Raw genomic sequence first — 14,676 nt, 5'->3', positions numbered from 1 at the left:
CCGTCTACTTGACGCGCTGCTTGACGAGCTTGCGCGCCAGCGTGCGCCGGTGCATCCCCAGTCGACGCGCGGTTTCCGAAATGTTGAAGCCGGTTTCCGCGAGGGTTTCGTGGATGCGTTCCCATTCGAGCGTCTTGATCGACGTGGAGCGGTTGGTCAGCTCGACCTCGGCATCGCCTTCCGCCTTGCCGAACGCGGCCTCGATGTCGTCAGTGTTCGACGGCTTGGCCAGGTAATGGCAGGCGCCGAGCTTGATGGCCTCGACCGCGGTGGCGATGCTCGCGAAGCCGGTGAGGACCACGATCAGCATCGCCGGGTCGTGCTGGTTGAGCTTATGCACGCAGGCCAACCCTGAAGCATCGCCATTGAGCTTGAGGTCCACGACCGCATAGCCCGGTGAGTGTTCCTTCAGGATGGCCGAGACCTCGTCCAGGTTGGCGGCGAGCATCACCGTATAGCCGCGTCGCTCGAACGAGCGCCCGAGCGTCCGCGCGAAAGCCGCGTCGTCCTCGACGATGAGCAGCAGTCGTTCAGCTTCCATGTCCTTCGCTTTCCTCTTCGTCGACCTCGTCCTCTTCGAGGGTGATCGCCGCCAGCGGCAGCGTCAGCGTCACGGCGGCGCCGCCTTCCGGCCGGTTGCGTGCCTCGACCTTGCCGCCCAGCGTGCGCGCCACGTTGACGACCAGGAACAGGCCCAGGCCGGCGCCGGGTCGACTCTTGGTCGACTGGTAAGGCTTGCCGAACTGCGCGAGCATCCCGGTGGCGAAGCCGGGGCCGCCGTCGGTGACGGTCAGCGTCAGGTCGTCGCCGTCGTGTTCCACCTCGAAGGCCACCCACCGTGGAGAGGCCTCCAGGGCATTGTCGAGCACGTTGCAGATCATCTGCTTCAGCGCCGAATCCGAAACCATGGGCAAGTCGTGGCCGAAGCGGTTCTCGTAGGTGAAGGAAATCGCCGGGCGCGTGGCGCGCCACTCTTCGACCAGGTCGTCGAGAAAGGTGCTGACGGTCGTTTCCACCGAGTTTTCGCCGCGCGCTTCGCCGGCCGACAGCAAGATGCCGCTCAGGATGCTCTTGCAGCGCTGCACCTGCGCCTCCATTTCGCTGACCTCGGCGAGCAGCTCCGGGTCGGAGGTGAAGTGAGGCAGGTGCTGCCAGTCGCCGAGGATCACCGCCAGCGTCGCGAGCGGCGTGCCCAGTTCGTGCGCGGCGCCGGAGGCCAGCAGGCCCATGCGGACGAGGTGTTCCTCCTCGGCGGCGCGCTGGCGAAGGGCCGCCAATCGCGCATCGCGCCCGCGCAGGTTGCGGCTGATCCGCGTGATGAAGACCACCAGCAGTGCCGCGATGAGCGCGAAGCAGATCAGCACGCCGAGGATGTAGGGGCTGAGCAGGCCGTGGTCGTGGTTGAGCGGAATCGCGAGCGGCCCGGAGAAAAGGGCCAGCCCGGCGAAGCAGGCCGTGGTCACGCCCACCATCGTCCACGTCGACCAGGCTTCCAACAGCACTGCCGCCAGGATGACCTGCAGCAGGTAGAGGAACACGAACGGGTTCGTCGCGCCGCCGCTGAGATAGAGCTGCGCGGTGAGCATGCCCACGTCCACCAGCAGCGCGACGAACAGCTCGGCATTGGACACGTCGCGGTGGATACGCCAGCGGAGCTGGCTGGCGGCGTTGAAGGCGGCGAGACATGCCAGCACGGCGAGCATCTGATCGAGAGGCAGCCGGATCCCGAAGCCGAAATGCACGACGAGGATCGTCGCGATCTGCCCGACCACGGCGATCCAGCGCAGCTGGATCAGCTGCTGCATGTTCTTGAGGCCGGTCGCGTCGCCCTGGCTCGCGACGCCGGCCAGATCGGAACGGGGGACCGGAGCGATCGCGGTGACTTCAGTCATGCGCGCTATCTTCGTCCATGCGCCCTTGGCGTTGACGTCGCTCGTCGCGCGCCACATAGCCGGCGGCCGCGGCGACCATCAGCGCGAGCGCGAACCAGGTGAAGGCGTACACCAGATGGTTGTTCGGAAAGCTGATGACCGTCAGGCCGCCCGCCGGCCACGCGCGAGGCGCGTTGGCCTTGGCCGCGTCGGGGCGCTGTGGGGCGGCTTCGGCATCCACGAAGTACGGGGCGACCTCGCTGAGCCCGCGAGCCGTCGCAATCGCCTGGACATCGCGCGCGTACCAGCGGTCCGCGACCGGATCATTGCGGCGCAGGAAACTGCCGCCAGGCTCCGTGACCCGCAACAGCCCGGTCACGGTCGACTCGCCTTCTGTCTCGGTGGCGCGGCGCATCGCGCGTTCCCGTGCTTCGGGTGGCACGAAGCCGCGGTTGACCAGCACGATGCTGCCGTCGGCCGTGCGCAGCGGCGTCAATACCCAATAGCCGGCGCCGAGTTCGGTGGTGGCCTGGACGAGGGTTTCGCGATCGTTGAGAAAGGTGCCGGTCACGCGCACGCGCCGATACGCATCATCGGCCGCATTCACCCTTGGCCATTGATCGGCCGAGGGCGGCGCGACGGCCGGGCCGTGCACGCGCTGGTCCACCCGCGCGATGAGGTCGAGCTTCCATGCGCGACGCTCCACTTGCCAGATGCCCAGCGCGACGAATCCCGTGAAGGCAAGGAGGGCGCAGAGCGCCAGCGCGACGAGGGCGGCGCTGGAGCGGTGCCGGGTCAAGGCATCTTGTGCGCGTCTTCGGGCATCATGCCCGGCATCATGTTGTGGTTCATGTGATACATCACCCACAACGAGCCGCTCAGCGTGATCCCGACCACCACGACCGTGAAGATCAGCGCCAGCATCGACCATCCATGCTCGGCCTTCGCGTTCATGTGCAGGAAGTAGATCATGTGCACGACGATCTGCACGGCAGCGAAGGCGAGGATGACCATCGCAGTGGTGCTGGGTGTCTTGAACACGTTGCCCATGACCAGCCAGAACGGGATGGCCGTCAGGATCACCGACAGCACGAAGCCCGTCATGTAGCCCTTGAAGGTGGCGTGGGGCGCGCCGTCGTCGTGGTGGTCGTCGTGCGCACCGTGGTCGGCGCCGTGTGCAGGTGTTCCGGTGTTTGTGCTCATGGCAGTGTCCCCATCAGGTACACGAAGGTGAAGACGCCGATCCAGACCACGTCCAGGAAGTGCCAGAACATGGAAAGGCACATCAGGCGCCGGCGGTTCTCGGGGATGAATCCGTGGCGAGTCACCTGGGCCATCAACACGATGAGCCAGATGATGCCGAAGCTCACGTGGAGGCCGTGCGTGCCCACCAGCGCGAAGAACGACGAGAGGAACGCGCTGCGTTGCGGTCCTGCGCCTTCGTGGATCATGTGCGCGAATTCATAGAGTTCGATGCCGATGAAGCCAGCACCCAGCAGGCCGGTGACGACGAGCCAGATCAGGGTGGCGCGCATCTTGTTGCGCTGCATCTCCAGCATCGCGAAGCCGTAGGTGATCGACGACAGCAGCAGCAGGGAGGTGTTGAGCGCGACCAGTCGCAGGTCGAACAGGTCGGCACCCGAAGGCCCCGCGGCAAAGCTGCGGCCGAGCACGCCGTACACCGCGAACAGCGCGGCGAACACCAGGCAGTCGCTCATCAGGTAGAGCCAGAACCCGAGCAGCGTGCCGTTCTCGGGATGGTGCTCGCCGCTCACGTAGTAGCGGGCGCTCGGATTGGCGCTGATGGCGCCTTGGGGGGAAAGGGCGGTGACGTCAGACATGGGCGGCCAGAAGACGAGTGCGGGCGCCTTCGGTGCGGACGACCTCGTCCACCGGAACGTGGTAGTCGCGCTTGTAGTTGAAGGTATGGATGATGACGGCGGCCAGCATGGCGACGAAGCCTGCGCCTGCGATCAGCCACATGTGCCAGATCAGCGCGAAGCCGCAGACCGCCGCCAGCGCGGCGATGATGAAGCCCGCGCCGGTGTTCTTCGGCATGTGGATCGGGATGAAGCCTTGCTCCGGACGCACGTAGCGGTGCTTCTTCATGTCGGCCCAGGCATCGTTGTCATGCACATGCGGCGTGAAGGCGAAGTTGTACGCGGGCGGCGGCGAGGAAGTCGACCACTCGAGCGTGCGGCCATCCCACGGATCGCCCGTGGTGTCGCGCAACTGGTCGCGGCGGATGTAGCTCACCACGAACTGGATGATGAGCGATGCGATGCCCAGTGCGATCAGCACGGCACCGAAGGCGGCGATCTGGAACCAGATCGCCAGTGACGGGTCTTCGAAGTGGCTCACGCGACGTGTGACACCCATCAGGCCCAGCACGTAGAGCGGCATGAATGCGAAGTAGAAGCCGATGACCCAGAACCAGAACGAGCACTTGCCCCAGAACGGATCGAGCTTGTAGCCGAAGGCCTTGGGGAACCAGTAGGTGATGCCGGCCAGCATGCCGAACAGCACGCCGCCGATGATCACGTTGTGGAAGTGCGCGATCAGGAACAGGCTGTTGTGCAGAACGAAGTCGGCCGGCGGCACCGCCAGGAGCACGCCCGTCATGCCGCCGATCACGAAGGTGACCATGAACGCGATGGTCCACATCATCGGCAGCTCGAAGCGGATGCGGCCCTTGTACATCGTGAACAGCCAGTTGAAGATCTTCGCGCCCGTCGGGATCGAGATGATCATCGTGGTGATCCCGAAGAACGAGTTCACGCTGGCACCGGAGCCCATCGTGAAGAAGTGGTGCAGCCACACGAGGTACGACAGGATGGTGATCACCAGCGTGGCGTAGACCATCGACGCGTAGCCGAAGAGGCGCTTGCCGCAGAAGGTCGCCACCACTTCGGAGAAGATGCCGAAGGCCGGCAGGATCAGGATGTACACCTCCGGGTGGCCCCAGATCCAGATCAGGTTCACGTACATCATGGCGTTGCCGCCAAGGTCGTTGGTGAAGAAGTTCGTGCCGACGTAGCGGTCCAGCGAGAGCAGCGCGAGCACGGCCGTCAGCACCGGAAATGCGGCAACGATCAGGATGTTGGTGGCCAGCGCGGTCCAGGTGAACACCGGCATCTTCATCAGCGTCATGCCCGGGGCGCGCATCTTCACGATGGTCGCGATCAGGTTGACGCCGGACAGCAAGGTGCCGACCCCGGCGATCTGCAGGGACCATATGTAGTAGTCGACCCCCACGTCCGGACTGAACTGAAGTCCGGACAGAGGCGGATACGCGAGCCATCCGGTGCGGGCGAACTCGCCGACGAACAGCGACGCCATCACGAGGCCGGCGCCGAAGGTGGTCATCCAGAAGCTGAAGTTGTTCAGGAAGGGGAAGGCCACGTCGCGTGCGCCGATCTGCAGCGGCACGACGTAGTTCATCATGCCGGTGACCAGTGGCATCGCCACGAAGAAGATCATGATCACGCCGTGCGCCGTGAAGATCTGGTCGTAGTGGTGCGGTGGCAGGAAGCCCGCGTTGTCGGCGAAGGCGATCGCCTGCTGGGCGCGCATCATGATCGCGTCGGAGAAGCCGCGCAGCAACATCACCAGGCCGAGGATGATGTACATGATGCCGATCTTCTTGTGGTCGATGCTGGTGATCCAGTCGCGCCACAGGGTGCCCCACACCCGGAAGTAGGTGATCGCGGCAAGAATCGCCGCACCGCCGATGGCCACGGCGATGAAGGTCACCAGCAGGATCGGCTCATGGAATGGGATCGCGTCCCAGGTGAGGCGGCCGAAGACGAGCCTCGTCAGGTCAGGATGGTCAGGCATCTTTACTCTTGGATGCGAAGGTTGCTACGCGGAATGGACATGCCGGCGGGATCGTCGACCGTGCACATTGCCGTGACATAGGTTCGGATCGGAGAATTCTTCTGGTCTGCCTGCCAAGGCTTCGTGGTGATGTTGTAGGCGCCCACCGGGCCGCTCAGGCCACCACTCGCGTCGATGGCCATCATCTGCTTCATGCACATCTTGCTCTTGTCGACGCAGCGATTGAGGATGGCGTCATACAGGTCCGGTGCGACTGCGGCGAAGCGCTGCACGGGATCGCGCTCGCTGGGGCGCTCGATCTCGGTGTAGCGCTCGCGGCTCAACTCGCCGCCGCCTGCCTTGGCCTTTTGCACCCACTGGTCGAAGTCGGCGTTGCTCAGGCCGTGGAACTTGAAGTGCATGCCCGAAAAGCCTGCGCCGCTGTAGTTGGCGGAAAAGCCTTCGAACTCGCCCGGCTCGTTGATGACGGCGTTGAGCTTGGTCTCCATGGCGGGCATGGCGTAGATCTGACCTGCCAGGGCCGGGATGAAGAACGAGTTCATGACCGACGAGGCGGTGATCTTGAAGACGATCGGGCGGTCGACCGGCGCGGCCAGTTCGTTTACCGTGGCGATGCCTTGCTCCGGATAGATGAACAGCCACTTCCAGTCCAGCGCAACGACTTCGACGGTCAGTGGCTTGGTGCCTTCAGGCACGGGGCGCTGGACATCGATGCGACGCAAGGGCCGGTAGGGGTCGAGCGTGTGCGTGCTGATCCAGGTGATCGCGCCCAGGGCGATGATGATCAGCAGGGGCGCCGCCCAGATGGCCAGTTCGAGTTCGGTGGAATGGTCCCAATCCGGCGAGTAGTTGGCTTCCTTGTTGGATTGCCGGTACTTCCAGGAGAAGAAGGCGATCAGTGCCAGGACGGGCACGATGATCAACAGCATCAGGACGGTGGAGATGACGATCAGGTTGCCCTGCTGGCGGGCGACGTCGCCTGACGCGTTCAGCACCACCGTGTTGCAGCCCGCCAACATGGCGAGCGGGAGCAGGAGCAGTCCGCGAAGGTTCTTGAGGGGAGGCATGCCGAAGGATGAGCGTAGGAGGCGCAAAGAGACCACAATCTACTTGTTTTGGCGCGTGCCGCATATTGGACGTTTTGTCCTATGGCGGCAATCTTCATTCGGTGAGACGCTCGTCATGTACATGACATACGAACCACAGCAGAAATGATGATGTCCGGCATCAGTCCCTCCAGCACCGAGTCCCCGTTGCACGAAACCCTCCACGAGGGTTCCGATTCGGATCACTCCCACGTCACTCCTTCGGAGATCGCGGTCGGCGTGGTCATCGGACGCGCGTCCGAATACTTCGACTTCTTCGTCTACGGGATCGCCTCGGTCCTGGTCTTCCCGGCGGTGTTCTTCCCGTTCGAGAACCGGCTCGAAGGCACGCTCTTCGCCTTCGTCATCTTCTCGTTCGCGTTCATTGCGCGGCCCTTCGGCACGGTGATCTCCATGGCCGTGCAGCGCCGCTTCGGGCGCGAGGCCAAGCTGACGATCGCGCTGTTCCTGCTGGGCATCTCGACCGCCGGGATGGCCTTCCTGCCGGGCTACGCGACCATGGGCTTCGCGTCGATCGTGCTGCTGTCGATCCTGCGCGTGGGGCAGGGCCTGGCGCTGGGCGGCTCGTGGGACGGCCTGCCCTCGCTGCTGGCGCTTAACGCACCGGCCAACCGCCGCGGCTGGTACGCGATGCTCGGGCAGCTCGGTGCGCCGGTCGGGTTTTTCCTGGCCAGTGCGCTCTTCGCATACCTCTACTCCAGCCTGACGACCGAGGATTTCCTCGATTGGGGATGGCGTTACACCTTTTACGTTGCGTTTGCCATCAACGTGGTCGCGCTCTTCGCCCGGCTGCGCCTGGTGTCGACCAACGAGTACGACCGGCTGCTCGAGGCACGCGAACTGCAGCCGACCAACGTGGTCGAGCTGACGCGGTCGCAGGGCTACAACATCGTCATCGGCGCCTTCGCGGCGCTGGCGAGCTATGCGCTGTTCCACCTGATCACCGTGTTCCCTCTGTCGTGGATCACCCTGTATTCGAACCAGTCGATCACGGAATTTCTGGTGATCCAGATGATCGGCGCCGTGATCGCAGCCATCGGCATCGTTGCCTCGGGCCTCATCGCCGACCGTGTGGGGCGACGTCAGACGCTGGGCAGCCTTGCCGCGCTGATCGCGGTCTTCAGCGGGTTCGCTCCGACGCTGCTCGATGGCGGCCGCCTCGGTCAGGACGTCTTCATCCTGCTTGGCTTCGCGCTCCTGGGCCTGTCGTACGGCCAGGCGGCCGGTGCCGTCACCGCCAATTTCGAGTCGAAGTACCGCTACACCGGCGCCGCACTGACCTCCGACCTGGCATGGCTGGTCGGCGCCGCCTTCGCGCCGCTGGTGGCCCTTGGCTTGTCTGCGAACTTCGGGCTGGGCTACGTGAGCGTCTACTTGCTGTCGGGCGCGGTCTGCACGCTCGTTGCTCTCCGGGTCAACCGCGCGCTCGAAATCCGCGACTGAGCCCGGGCGGTGGCACGGCTCATCGCCGGGAACGCCACTGCTTGAACAGCGCGACCGCCAGCGTGATGACGAGCGCGGCAATGATCAGCCTGTGCTCGTACGGCCTCAGGTGCCCGACCCATGCGTGGGCCCACCCTGTCAGCTTGATGCCGAAAACGCTCACCACTGTCGCCCAGACGATGGCCGACGTCGCGTCCAGCGCGGCATAGACCGTCGCTGACATCCGGCCCATGCCCAGCGTGGCCGGCAGTGCGATGCGCAATCCCCATGCGAACCGCATCAGGAAGATCGTCGCCACCGGATGACGCGACACGAACCCGTCGACGCGCGCAATGTGGGCCTTGAGCTTCGGCCGACCGACCAGCAGGTCCATGCCTTTCCGCCGCCCGAGGTGGAAGTAGAACTGGTCGGTGACGAAGGCCGCCGCGGCGCCGCAGGCGATCAGCGGCAGCAGCGAAAGATAGCCCTGGTGCACCGCGAAGGCGCCGAGCATGAGGATGGTTTCGCCCTCGAACAGCCCCGCGAGGAAGACGGCGGCATAGCCATATTGCTGGAGCAGTTCGGAAAGATGCATGCGCGCCATCATGCCGGCAGGCGCGTGTGCCTGTCAGGATGGTGCAGGCCACGTTCGCCAAAATGGTCGCATGAGCCGTTTTGCCGTGATCCGCGACATGGGCGTCGGCGTGCTCGGCGAAGCCAGGGCGTTCTCGTTTCGAAGCCCGCGCGCGCTGCAGGCGCTGCGGCCGGTGTTGTCGGTTGCGATGGCCGTGAGCGCTGCGCACGCGCTGGGACTGCACGACGCGTGGTGGGCAGCGATCAGCGCATTCGTCGTCATGCAGGAGGGCGTCGGTGCGTCGCTGTACCGGGGAGTGCTGCGCATCGTCGGCACCCTGGTCGGGGCGGCAAGCGGGTTCGTCCTGGGGCCGCCACTGGCCGGGCATCCCGTCGCTTTCGTGCTGTTGATTGCCGCTGCTGCATGGGCCGGGCTGTTCGCAGCCCTGATGTTCAAGCACAGCTATGCGTGGGTCCTGGCCCTGGTGACCTTCGTGATGGTGATGTGCGAGGCGTTGAACCTGCGAGCCGACCTGGCCGGGTTCGCGCTGGAGCGCGTCGCCAACATCATGCTCGGGACTGTGGCGTGTGTCGTCGTCGCAGGCCTGACCGAGCGCCGGTTCATCGCGGCATTGGCCAGGCGACAGCAACCGCCCCCGACGACAGAACCGGCGGCCTCGCCGGTCCAGGCACAAGCCGCGCATCCGGACCGTCGCAGCGCCGCGCTGCATGCACTGCATGGCGCATGCGCGGTCGCCCTGCTGGCCGTCTTCGTCCTGCTGCAGGAACTGCGAGCGTTTCCGCAGGCGCTCGTGACGGCGATCGCCGTCCTCGTCGTTCCCATCGGCGCGAGCGTCGCCGAAACGCAGACCTCGGTGACGAAGCGCATGGTGCAGCGCTTCGCCGGATGCCTGCTCGCGGGCGCGATCGCGTTCGCCTTGCTGCCGCTGATCGAGCAAAAACCGTTGTGGTGCCAGCTCGTGCTGGGCATCGGGGTGTGGCTGGGCGCGTATCTGCAGGCCGGTGACGTCAGCGTCCGGTACATGGCCGTGCAGTTCAGCGTCGCCTTCCTGATGGTGTTCGTGCAGGACGGGGGGTGGACCGTGGACGATGGGCCCGCATTGCTGCGCCTGGGCGGTGTGTTCGCGGGTATCGTCTCGCTCTCTCTGGTCCTTTGCGCTTCGAGCCTGATCAGGAAGGCCGCGGCCCGCACCCTGCCGCACACATTCCATGACTGAAGTCCTCCAGCCCATCATCGAGAGCGCCCTGCATTTCGGCCCTTTCCGCCTCGTGCGCTCCCAGAAGTTGCTGCTCGAAGGCGACAAGCCGCTGCGCCTGGGCAGCCGCGCCTTCGACATCCTGACCGTCCTGGCCGAACGGGCGGGCGACGTCGTGAGCAAGGACGAACTGATCGCCCATGCCTGGCCGGACACGGTCGTGGAGGAAAACAGCCTGCGCGTGCACATCGCCGCCCTGCGCCGGGCGCTCGGCGACGGCCAGGAAGGCCTGCGCTACATCACCAACGTGCCGGGCCGGGGCTACTGCTTCGTCGCACCGGTTTTCCGACCTTCGGAGCGCATCGCCGCGAGCGAATCGCCCGCCCCGGCCGACCGGCCGAACCACAACCTGCCCGTGCGCCTCACCCGCATGATCGGTCGCTCCCAGTTTGTCGAATCGCTGGCGGAAGCACTGCCGCGTCATCGTTTCGTCAGCGTGGTGGGCCCTGGCGGCATGGGCAAGACCACGCTGGCGCTCGCGGTGGCGGAGGACACGCTGGCAAGCTACCCGCATGGCGCCCGCTTCGTCGACCTCGCGCTGCTCGCGGATCCGCGACTGGTGCCGAGCGCGCTGGCCGCGGCGCTCGATGTCTCGGTGGCCATCGACGATCCGGTCTCGGGGCTGGTCACGCATCTGCGGGACAAGCGCCTGCTGATCGTGCTCGACAACTGCGAGCACGTGATCGAGGCTGCCGCCGCGCTCGCGGTGCGCGTGCTCAAGTCAGCGCCCGGCATCCATCTCCTCGCGACAAGCCGCGAGCCGCTCCGGGCCGAGGGTGAGCGCGTGGTCCGGCTGGCCGCCCTGGCGGCACCGCCGGAATCGGTCCATCTCAGCGCGGCCGCAGCCATGGGGTTCCCGGCCGTCCAACTCTTCGTCGAACGCGCCGTGGCGACGCTGGACAGCTTCGAACTGACCGACGCAGATGCGCCGCTGGCTGGGGAACTGTGCCGCAGGCTCGACGGACTTCCGCTGGCGATCGAACTGGCCGCGGCGCGTGTGGGCTTCTTCGGCATCCGTGAACTCGTTGCGCGGCTGGACGACCGCTTCCGGCTCCTGACCAGCGGTCGCCGCACGGTGCTGGCGCGGCACCAGACCTTGCGTGCCCTGCTCGACTGGAGCTATGAACTGCTGTCCGACAGCGAGCGGGTCACGCTGCGGCGCCTCGCGGTCTTCAAGGGCGGCTTCACACTCGAATCGGCGGGCGCAGTCGCGGTCGACAGCGACTTTGGTGCCGTCGATGTGCTTGGTGATCTCACCGCGCTGGCCGCCAAGTCGCTCGTCACGGTGGATGTGAACGACGAAGTCACCCGGTACCGGCTGCTCGACACCACGCGGACGTATGCGCTGGAGAAGCTGTTCCGCAGCGACGAGGGGCCGAAGATCAGCCGCAGGCACGCGGAGCACCTCTGCGAACTGCTCGTCGCCACGGACGTCGATTCGCCGGCGACGGTGCGCGCGCAATGGCTGGCGACCTACGGCCGGCTGATCGACGAGGTGCGCGCCGCCCTGGACTGGGCCTTTTCACTTGCCGGTGATCCCGCACTCGGCGTGCGACTGACGGAGGCATCAACGTCGCTGGCGCATCAGCTGTCGCTGCTCGATGAATACCGTGTTCGCGTCGAGCGTGCGCTCAGCGACATTGCGTGCCTCGAAACGCCGCAGCCCCTGGTGGAGCTTCGCCTGAACGTGGTTCTCGGCGCCTTCGCGGACCAGACGCGTGGCGAGCACGACGTGGCGATGCGCGCGTTCCGCCGTGCCTTCGAACTGGCGGAACAGACCGGGCAGACGCAGCACAAGATCGAATCGCTGTTCGGCCTGTGGCTGGGCGCCTTCACTTCCGCGGACTATGCCGAGTCCCTTCGCGTGGCCGACATGATGGCCGCTGCGGCCAAGGCCGATGCCGACGCGGTGGCGGTGCTGGTCACCGACCGGATGCTGGCCCAGACACAGCATTGCCTCGGCAACCATGCGACGGCGCGCGACTACGCCGGGCGCGTGCTGGACCGCCCGCTGGAGCGGCTCCAGTTCGCGAAGAGCAAGCTCCCGTCGGTGGATCGCCGGGTGTCGATGCGCATCGTCCTGTCGCGCATCCTGTGGATCGAGGGGTATCCGGAACAGGCCGCGGACATGGCCGGCGAAGCCCTGGAGTTCGCGCTGTCCGACGTCGCCTTTGGCGTCTGCCATGCGCTGGCATGGGCGGCATGCCCGGTGGCGCTTTGGTCGGGTGACATCGCCGCCGCGCGGCGCATGACCCAGGCATTGCGCGAGCAATCCACCAAATACGCGCTCGAATACTGGCAATCGTGGGCGCAAAACTACGAACGGGCGATGGCGCATCGAACGCCCGTCGTTCCTGCCTCGGACCACAAGCAGTCGGACATGCTCTGCACGATCGTCGCGGCGCAGGTCGGTCTCGGGAGTGTCGAGCGCGTCGACAGCGGCAGTGTCGGGTGGTGCGCGCCGGAGATCCTCCGGGCGCATGGCGAAAACCTGAAGGCCCGTGGTGCCGCGTCGAGCGATGTGGAAGCGCTCTTCCAGCGATCGATCGAACTGGCGCGCCGCCAGGGTGCGCTGTCGTGGGAATTGCGCACCGCGACCAGCCTCGGCCGCCTGTGGAACGAGCAGGGGCAGGTGGCAGCGGCGTGCGCGTTGCTCGGATCGGTGAGGGCGCGCTTCACCGAGGGCTTCGGCACGACGGACCTGCAGGCGGCCGATGCCTTGCTGGCGCAGTGGGCGCCGCTTCCGCCTCAGTAGCTCTGCTCGCCCTTGGACTTGATCTCGCCGGACTTGTTGGCCTGCGCGGCCGTCGACCTGCGCGACTTGCGGGCCGAGGAGCGTTCGGTGCTCGACACCTTGGGCTCGGCCTGCGGGATGGGATCGCCTTCGCCCAGCTGAGGGCCCCGGGCCGCTTCGGCCCCGACTATCCTGCGCTCGGCGCGGGCGGCGGAACGTTGGCTGGCGGTGGTCTTCGGCGCGGGGGCGGGAATCGGCTGGCCTTCGCCGATCTGTGGTCCGCGAGCGGCTTCCGAGCCTTCGATCCTGCGCTCGGTGCGGGCAGCGGCCTTGTCGTCGGTGCCCATCACCTGTGCGTGCGCGCCAAGGGCGAGCAGTTCACCGACGGCCAAAGCGACAGTCAAAGCAAGAACCTTCTTCATCTGGAAACTCCGCAAAAACATCGAACAAGCGTTGCATGATCCTCCTTCGCGCCGCGGAGGCCAAGCGCCCTGGGTAGGAATGGGGACTATGCCTGGCGGCCAATACCTCAGGCCAGGAACCGGATCAGTTCCGCATTCACTTCCTGCGCATGGGTCCAGAGCAGGCCATGCGGAGCATCTTGCAGGACCACCAGGCGAGCGCCCTCGATGCCTTGCGACAAGGGCAGCCCGGTAAGCTGCACGGGATACACGCGATCGGCGTCGCCGTGGATGACCAGCGTCGGCACGTCGATGCGACGCAAGTCGTCCCGAAAGTCAGTCAGCCACGCAGCAAGTCCTTCGAACGCGCCGGTGGCGGAGGTATGGAGCGCGAACTGCCAGTTGGCGCGAATGCTCTCTTCGCTCACGAGCGTGCCGGCGAGAGCGTCGAAGTTGTGGGCCTGTTCGAGGAAGGTCCTGAGGAACGCGGGGCGGTCCTTGCCCAGTGCGGTGCGCATGTCTTCGAGGCTGCTTCGATCGAGTCCGTCGGAGGCGTCGTTGGCCTTGAAGAGAAGCGGCGGCAGGGCGGCGACCAACACTGCCCGGCTCACGCGGTCCGACCCGAAGGTTCCGAGATAGCGCGTGACTTCGCCGGCGCCCATGCCGTAGCCGACGAGCGCGGCGTCGCGCAGATCCAGCACTTTCAGCAGGCGGTCGAGGTCTTCGGCGAGGGTGTCGTAGTCGTATCCGCTGACGGTGCGGCTCGACCGGCCGAAGCCCCGGCGGTCGTAGGCGATGACGCGATGACCGGCGTCGAGCAAGGCATGCGTCTGCTTCTCCCAGCAATCGCTGCCCAGCGGCCAGCCGTGGATGAGCACGACGGGCGGCCCCGTGCCTTGGTCATCGTAGTGAAGCTCGATGGGCCTGGAGTTTTCGCGTCCGACAAGGATGCCTGCCATGGGTATTCCGATCAGCGTCCGATCAGCGGCTTGTGCCGATCAGATGCTCCCCCCGGCGACCGGGGGGCGGTAGGCCCATTGGGACCGGTCGAACCTATACCGATGGACGAGGAGGAGACCCTGCGAAAGCACGCTACGTCCGTGCGCGATCGGGCGAGGGAACGTCGCCGCCTTTCTGACGTTCCCGGAATAGTGCAGCGCGCATCAGGAAGATCGTCGTCACCGGCGCGGTCAGCGCAACGAAGAGAGCGATCAGCGAAGCGTGCAGGAAGAGGCTGCCGCCCTGCACCGAGAAGTAGACGATCGTGGCGATCGTGGTGCACCACACGCCGACCGTGGCGCCCAGCGTCGGTGCATGGATGCGGCGGAAGAAGGTGGGAAGGCGAACCAGTCCGAACGAGCCGATGGCAGCGAACGCCGCGCCGATCACCGCGAACACCGCGGTCAGGATCTCCGCCCAGAGCGGCAGCGGGCCTACGATGAAATCGTTCATGAC

The 14,676-nt window shown here is 66.0% G+C and carries 14 protein-coding genes; 3 read left to right on the top strand and 11 right to left on the bottom strand.

Annotation, left to right across the window (positions count from 1 at the left end):
- Window positions 1-4: 4 nt before the first annotated feature.
- Genes AC1D3B_RS01790 through cyoA form a run of 7 tightly spaced genes read right to left on the bottom strand, consistent with a single transcriptional unit; the run spans window position 5 to window position 6,775 of the window.
- Complete coding sequence (locus tag AC1D3B_RS01790) at window positions 5-541, bottom strand: response regulator transcription factor (RefSeq protein ID WP_478188936.1); 537 nt, start codon at window positions 539-541, stop codon at window positions 5-7.
- Window positions 531-1,892 carry an ATP-binding protein gene (locus AC1D3B_RS01785; RefSeq protein WP_478188935.1) on the bottom strand — a complete coding sequence of 454 codons (1,362 nt, stop codon included), beginning with the start codon at window positions 1,890-1,892 and terminating at the stop codon, window positions 531-533. Before AC1D3B_RS01785 ends, AC1D3B_RS01790 begins: the two co-directional genes overlap by 11 nt.
- A complete protein-coding gene (locus tag AC1D3B_RS01780) occupies window positions 1,885-2,670 on the bottom strand; it encodes an SURF1 family protein (protein WP_478188934.1) in 786 nt (261 codons plus the stop codon). Before AC1D3B_RS01780 ends, AC1D3B_RS01785 begins: the two co-directional genes overlap by 8 nt.
- Window positions 2,667-3,074: a cytochrome o ubiquinol oxidase subunit IV gene (gene cyoD / locus AC1D3B_RS01775; RefSeq protein ID WP_478188933.1), complete on the bottom strand. Its 408-nt coding sequence runs from the start codon at window positions 3,072-3,074 to the stop codon at window positions 2,667-2,669. Before cyoD ends, AC1D3B_RS01780 begins: the two co-directional genes overlap by 4 nt.
- On the bottom strand, window positions 3,071-3,712 hold the full coding sequence (gene cyoC, locus AC1D3B_RS01770) for a cytochrome o ubiquinol oxidase subunit III (RefSeq protein WP_478188932.1): 642 nt from the start codon (window positions 3,710-3,712) through the stop codon (window positions 3,071-3,073). The genes cyoD and cyoC overlap by 4 nt, the downstream gene beginning before the upstream one ends.
- A complete protein-coding gene (gene cyoB / locus AC1D3B_RS01765; protein ID WP_478188931.1) occupies window positions 3,705-5,708 on the bottom strand; it encodes a cytochrome o ubiquinol oxidase subunit I in 2,004 nt (667 codons plus the stop codon). Before cyoB ends, cyoC begins: the two co-directional genes overlap by 8 nt.
- A gap of 2 nt (window positions 5,709-5,710) precedes the next feature.
- Window positions 5,711-6,775 (bottom strand): ubiquinol oxidase subunit II, encoded by a 1,065-nt coding sequence (gene cyoA / locus AC1D3B_RS01760; RefSeq protein ID WP_478188930.1) that lies wholly within the window; start codon window positions 6,773-6,775, stop codon window positions 5,711-5,713.
- A gap of 144 nt (window positions 6,776-6,919) precedes the next feature.
- On the opposite strand from cyoA, the gene AC1D3B_RS01755 reads away from it, so the two are divergent.
- The gene (locus AC1D3B_RS01755; protein WP_478188929.1) at window positions 6,920-8,257 is read left to right on the top strand and encodes an MFS transporter; all 1,338 of its coding nucleotides are present in this window, start codon (window positions 6,920-6,922) and stop codon (window positions 8,255-8,257) included.
- Window positions 8,258-8,276: 19 nt separating this feature from the next.
- Here the strand turns inward: AC1D3B_RS01755 and AC1D3B_RS01750 are convergent, their stop codons facing one another.
- Entirely contained in the window at window positions 8,277-8,831 is a 555-nt protein-coding gene (locus AC1D3B_RS01750) for a DedA family protein (RefSeq protein WP_478188928.1), read from the bottom strand.
- 70 nt (window positions 8,832-8,901) lie between these two features.
- Here AC1D3B_RS01750 and AC1D3B_RS01745 point away from each other — a divergent pair, with 70 nt between their 5' ends.
- Together AC1D3B_RS01745 and AC1D3B_RS01740 are read left to right on the top strand one after the other, a co-directional pair.
- A complete protein-coding gene (locus tag AC1D3B_RS01745) occupies window positions 8,902-10,047 on the top strand; it encodes an FUSC family protein (protein WP_478188927.1) in 1,146 nt (381 codons plus the stop codon).
- Window positions 10,040-12,841: an ATP-binding protein gene (locus AC1D3B_RS01740; protein ID WP_478188926.1), complete on the top strand. Its 2,802-nt coding sequence runs from the start codon at window positions 10,040-10,042 to the stop codon at window positions 12,839-12,841. The genes AC1D3B_RS01745 and AC1D3B_RS01740 overlap by 8 nt, the downstream gene beginning before the upstream one ends.
- On the opposite strand, the gene AC1D3B_RS01735 is transcribed toward AC1D3B_RS01740, so the two are convergent.
- The 3 genes from AC1D3B_RS01735 to mnhG all read right to left on the bottom strand — a co-directional run bounded on the left by AC1D3B_RS01735 (window position 12,835) and on the right by mnhG (window position 14,673).
- Entirely contained in the window at window positions 12,835-13,242 is a 408-nt protein-coding gene (locus AC1D3B_RS01735; protein WP_478188925.1) for a hypothetical protein, read from the bottom strand. The two genes, AC1D3B_RS01740 and AC1D3B_RS01735, sit on opposite strands and share 7 nt — an antisense overlap.
- A gap of 107 nt (window positions 13,243-13,349) precedes the next feature.
- Window positions 13,350-14,180: an alpha/beta fold hydrolase gene (locus AC1D3B_RS01730; protein WP_478188924.1), complete on the bottom strand. Its 831-nt coding sequence runs from the start codon at window positions 14,178-14,180 to the stop codon at window positions 13,350-13,352.
- 133 nt (window positions 14,181-14,313) lie between these two features.
- Window positions 14,314-14,673 (bottom strand): monovalent cation/H(+) antiporter subunit G, encoded by a 360-nt coding sequence (gene mnhG, locus AC1D3B_RS01725; protein WP_478188923.1) that lies wholly within the window; start codon window positions 14,671-14,673, stop codon window positions 14,314-14,316.
- Window positions 14,674-14,676: the final 3 nt, after the last annotated feature.

The sequence above is a fragment of the Variovorax sp. P5_A3 genome (assembly GCF_056400665.1).
Note: the sequence above shows the minus strand (reverse complement) of the source record. Positions and strands in the feature narration are given on the sequence as shown.

Coding starts and splice junctions, on each gene's coding strand:
- AC1D3B_RS01755 (WP_478188929.1), top strand. CDS start 6,920: ATGATGATGTCCGGCATCAGTCCCTCCAGCACCGAGTCCCCGTTGCAC.
- mnhG (WP_478188923.1), bottom strand. CDS start 14,673: ATGAACGATTTCATCGTAGGCCCGCTGCCGCTCTGGGCGGAGATCCTG.
- AC1D3B_RS01790 (WP_478188936.1), bottom strand. CDS start 541: ATGGAAGCTGAACGACTGCTGCTCATCGTCGAGGACGACGCGGCTTTC.
- AC1D3B_RS01750 (WP_478188928.1), bottom strand. CDS start 8,831: ATGCATCTTTCCGAACTGCTCCAGCAATATGGCTATGCCGCCGTCTTC.
- cyoC (WP_478188932.1), bottom strand. CDS start 3,712: ATGTCTGACGTCACCGCCCTTTCCCCCCAAGGCGCCATCAGCGCCAAT.
- AC1D3B_RS01730 (WP_478188924.1), bottom strand. CDS start 14,180: ATGGCAGGCATCCTTGTCGGACGCGAAAACTCCAGGCCCATCGAGCTT.
- cyoB (WP_478188931.1), bottom strand. CDS start 5,708: ATGCCTGACCATCCTGACCTGACGAGGCTCGTCTTCGGCCGCCTCACC.
- AC1D3B_RS01735 (WP_478188925.1), bottom strand. CDS start 13,242: ATGAAGAAGGTTCTTGCTTTGACTGTCGCTTTGGCCGTCGGTGAACTG.
- cyoA (WP_478188930.1), bottom strand. CDS start 6,775: ATGCCTCCCCTCAAGAACCTTCGCGGACTGCTCCTGCTCCCGCTCGCC.
- AC1D3B_RS01740 (WP_478188926.1), top strand. CDS start 10,040: ATGACTGAAGTCCTCCAGCCCATCATCGAGAGCGCCCTGCATTTCGGC.
- AC1D3B_RS01745 (WP_478188927.1), top strand. CDS start 8,902: ATGAGCCGTTTTGCCGTGATCCGCGACATGGGCGTCGGCGTGCTCGGC.
- AC1D3B_RS01785 (WP_478188935.1), bottom strand. CDS start 1,892: ATGACTGAAGTCACCGCGATCGCTCCGGTCCCCCGTTCCGATCTGGCC.
- cyoD (WP_478188933.1), bottom strand. CDS start 3,074: ATGAGCACAAACACCGGAACACCTGCACACGGCGCCGACCACGGTGCG.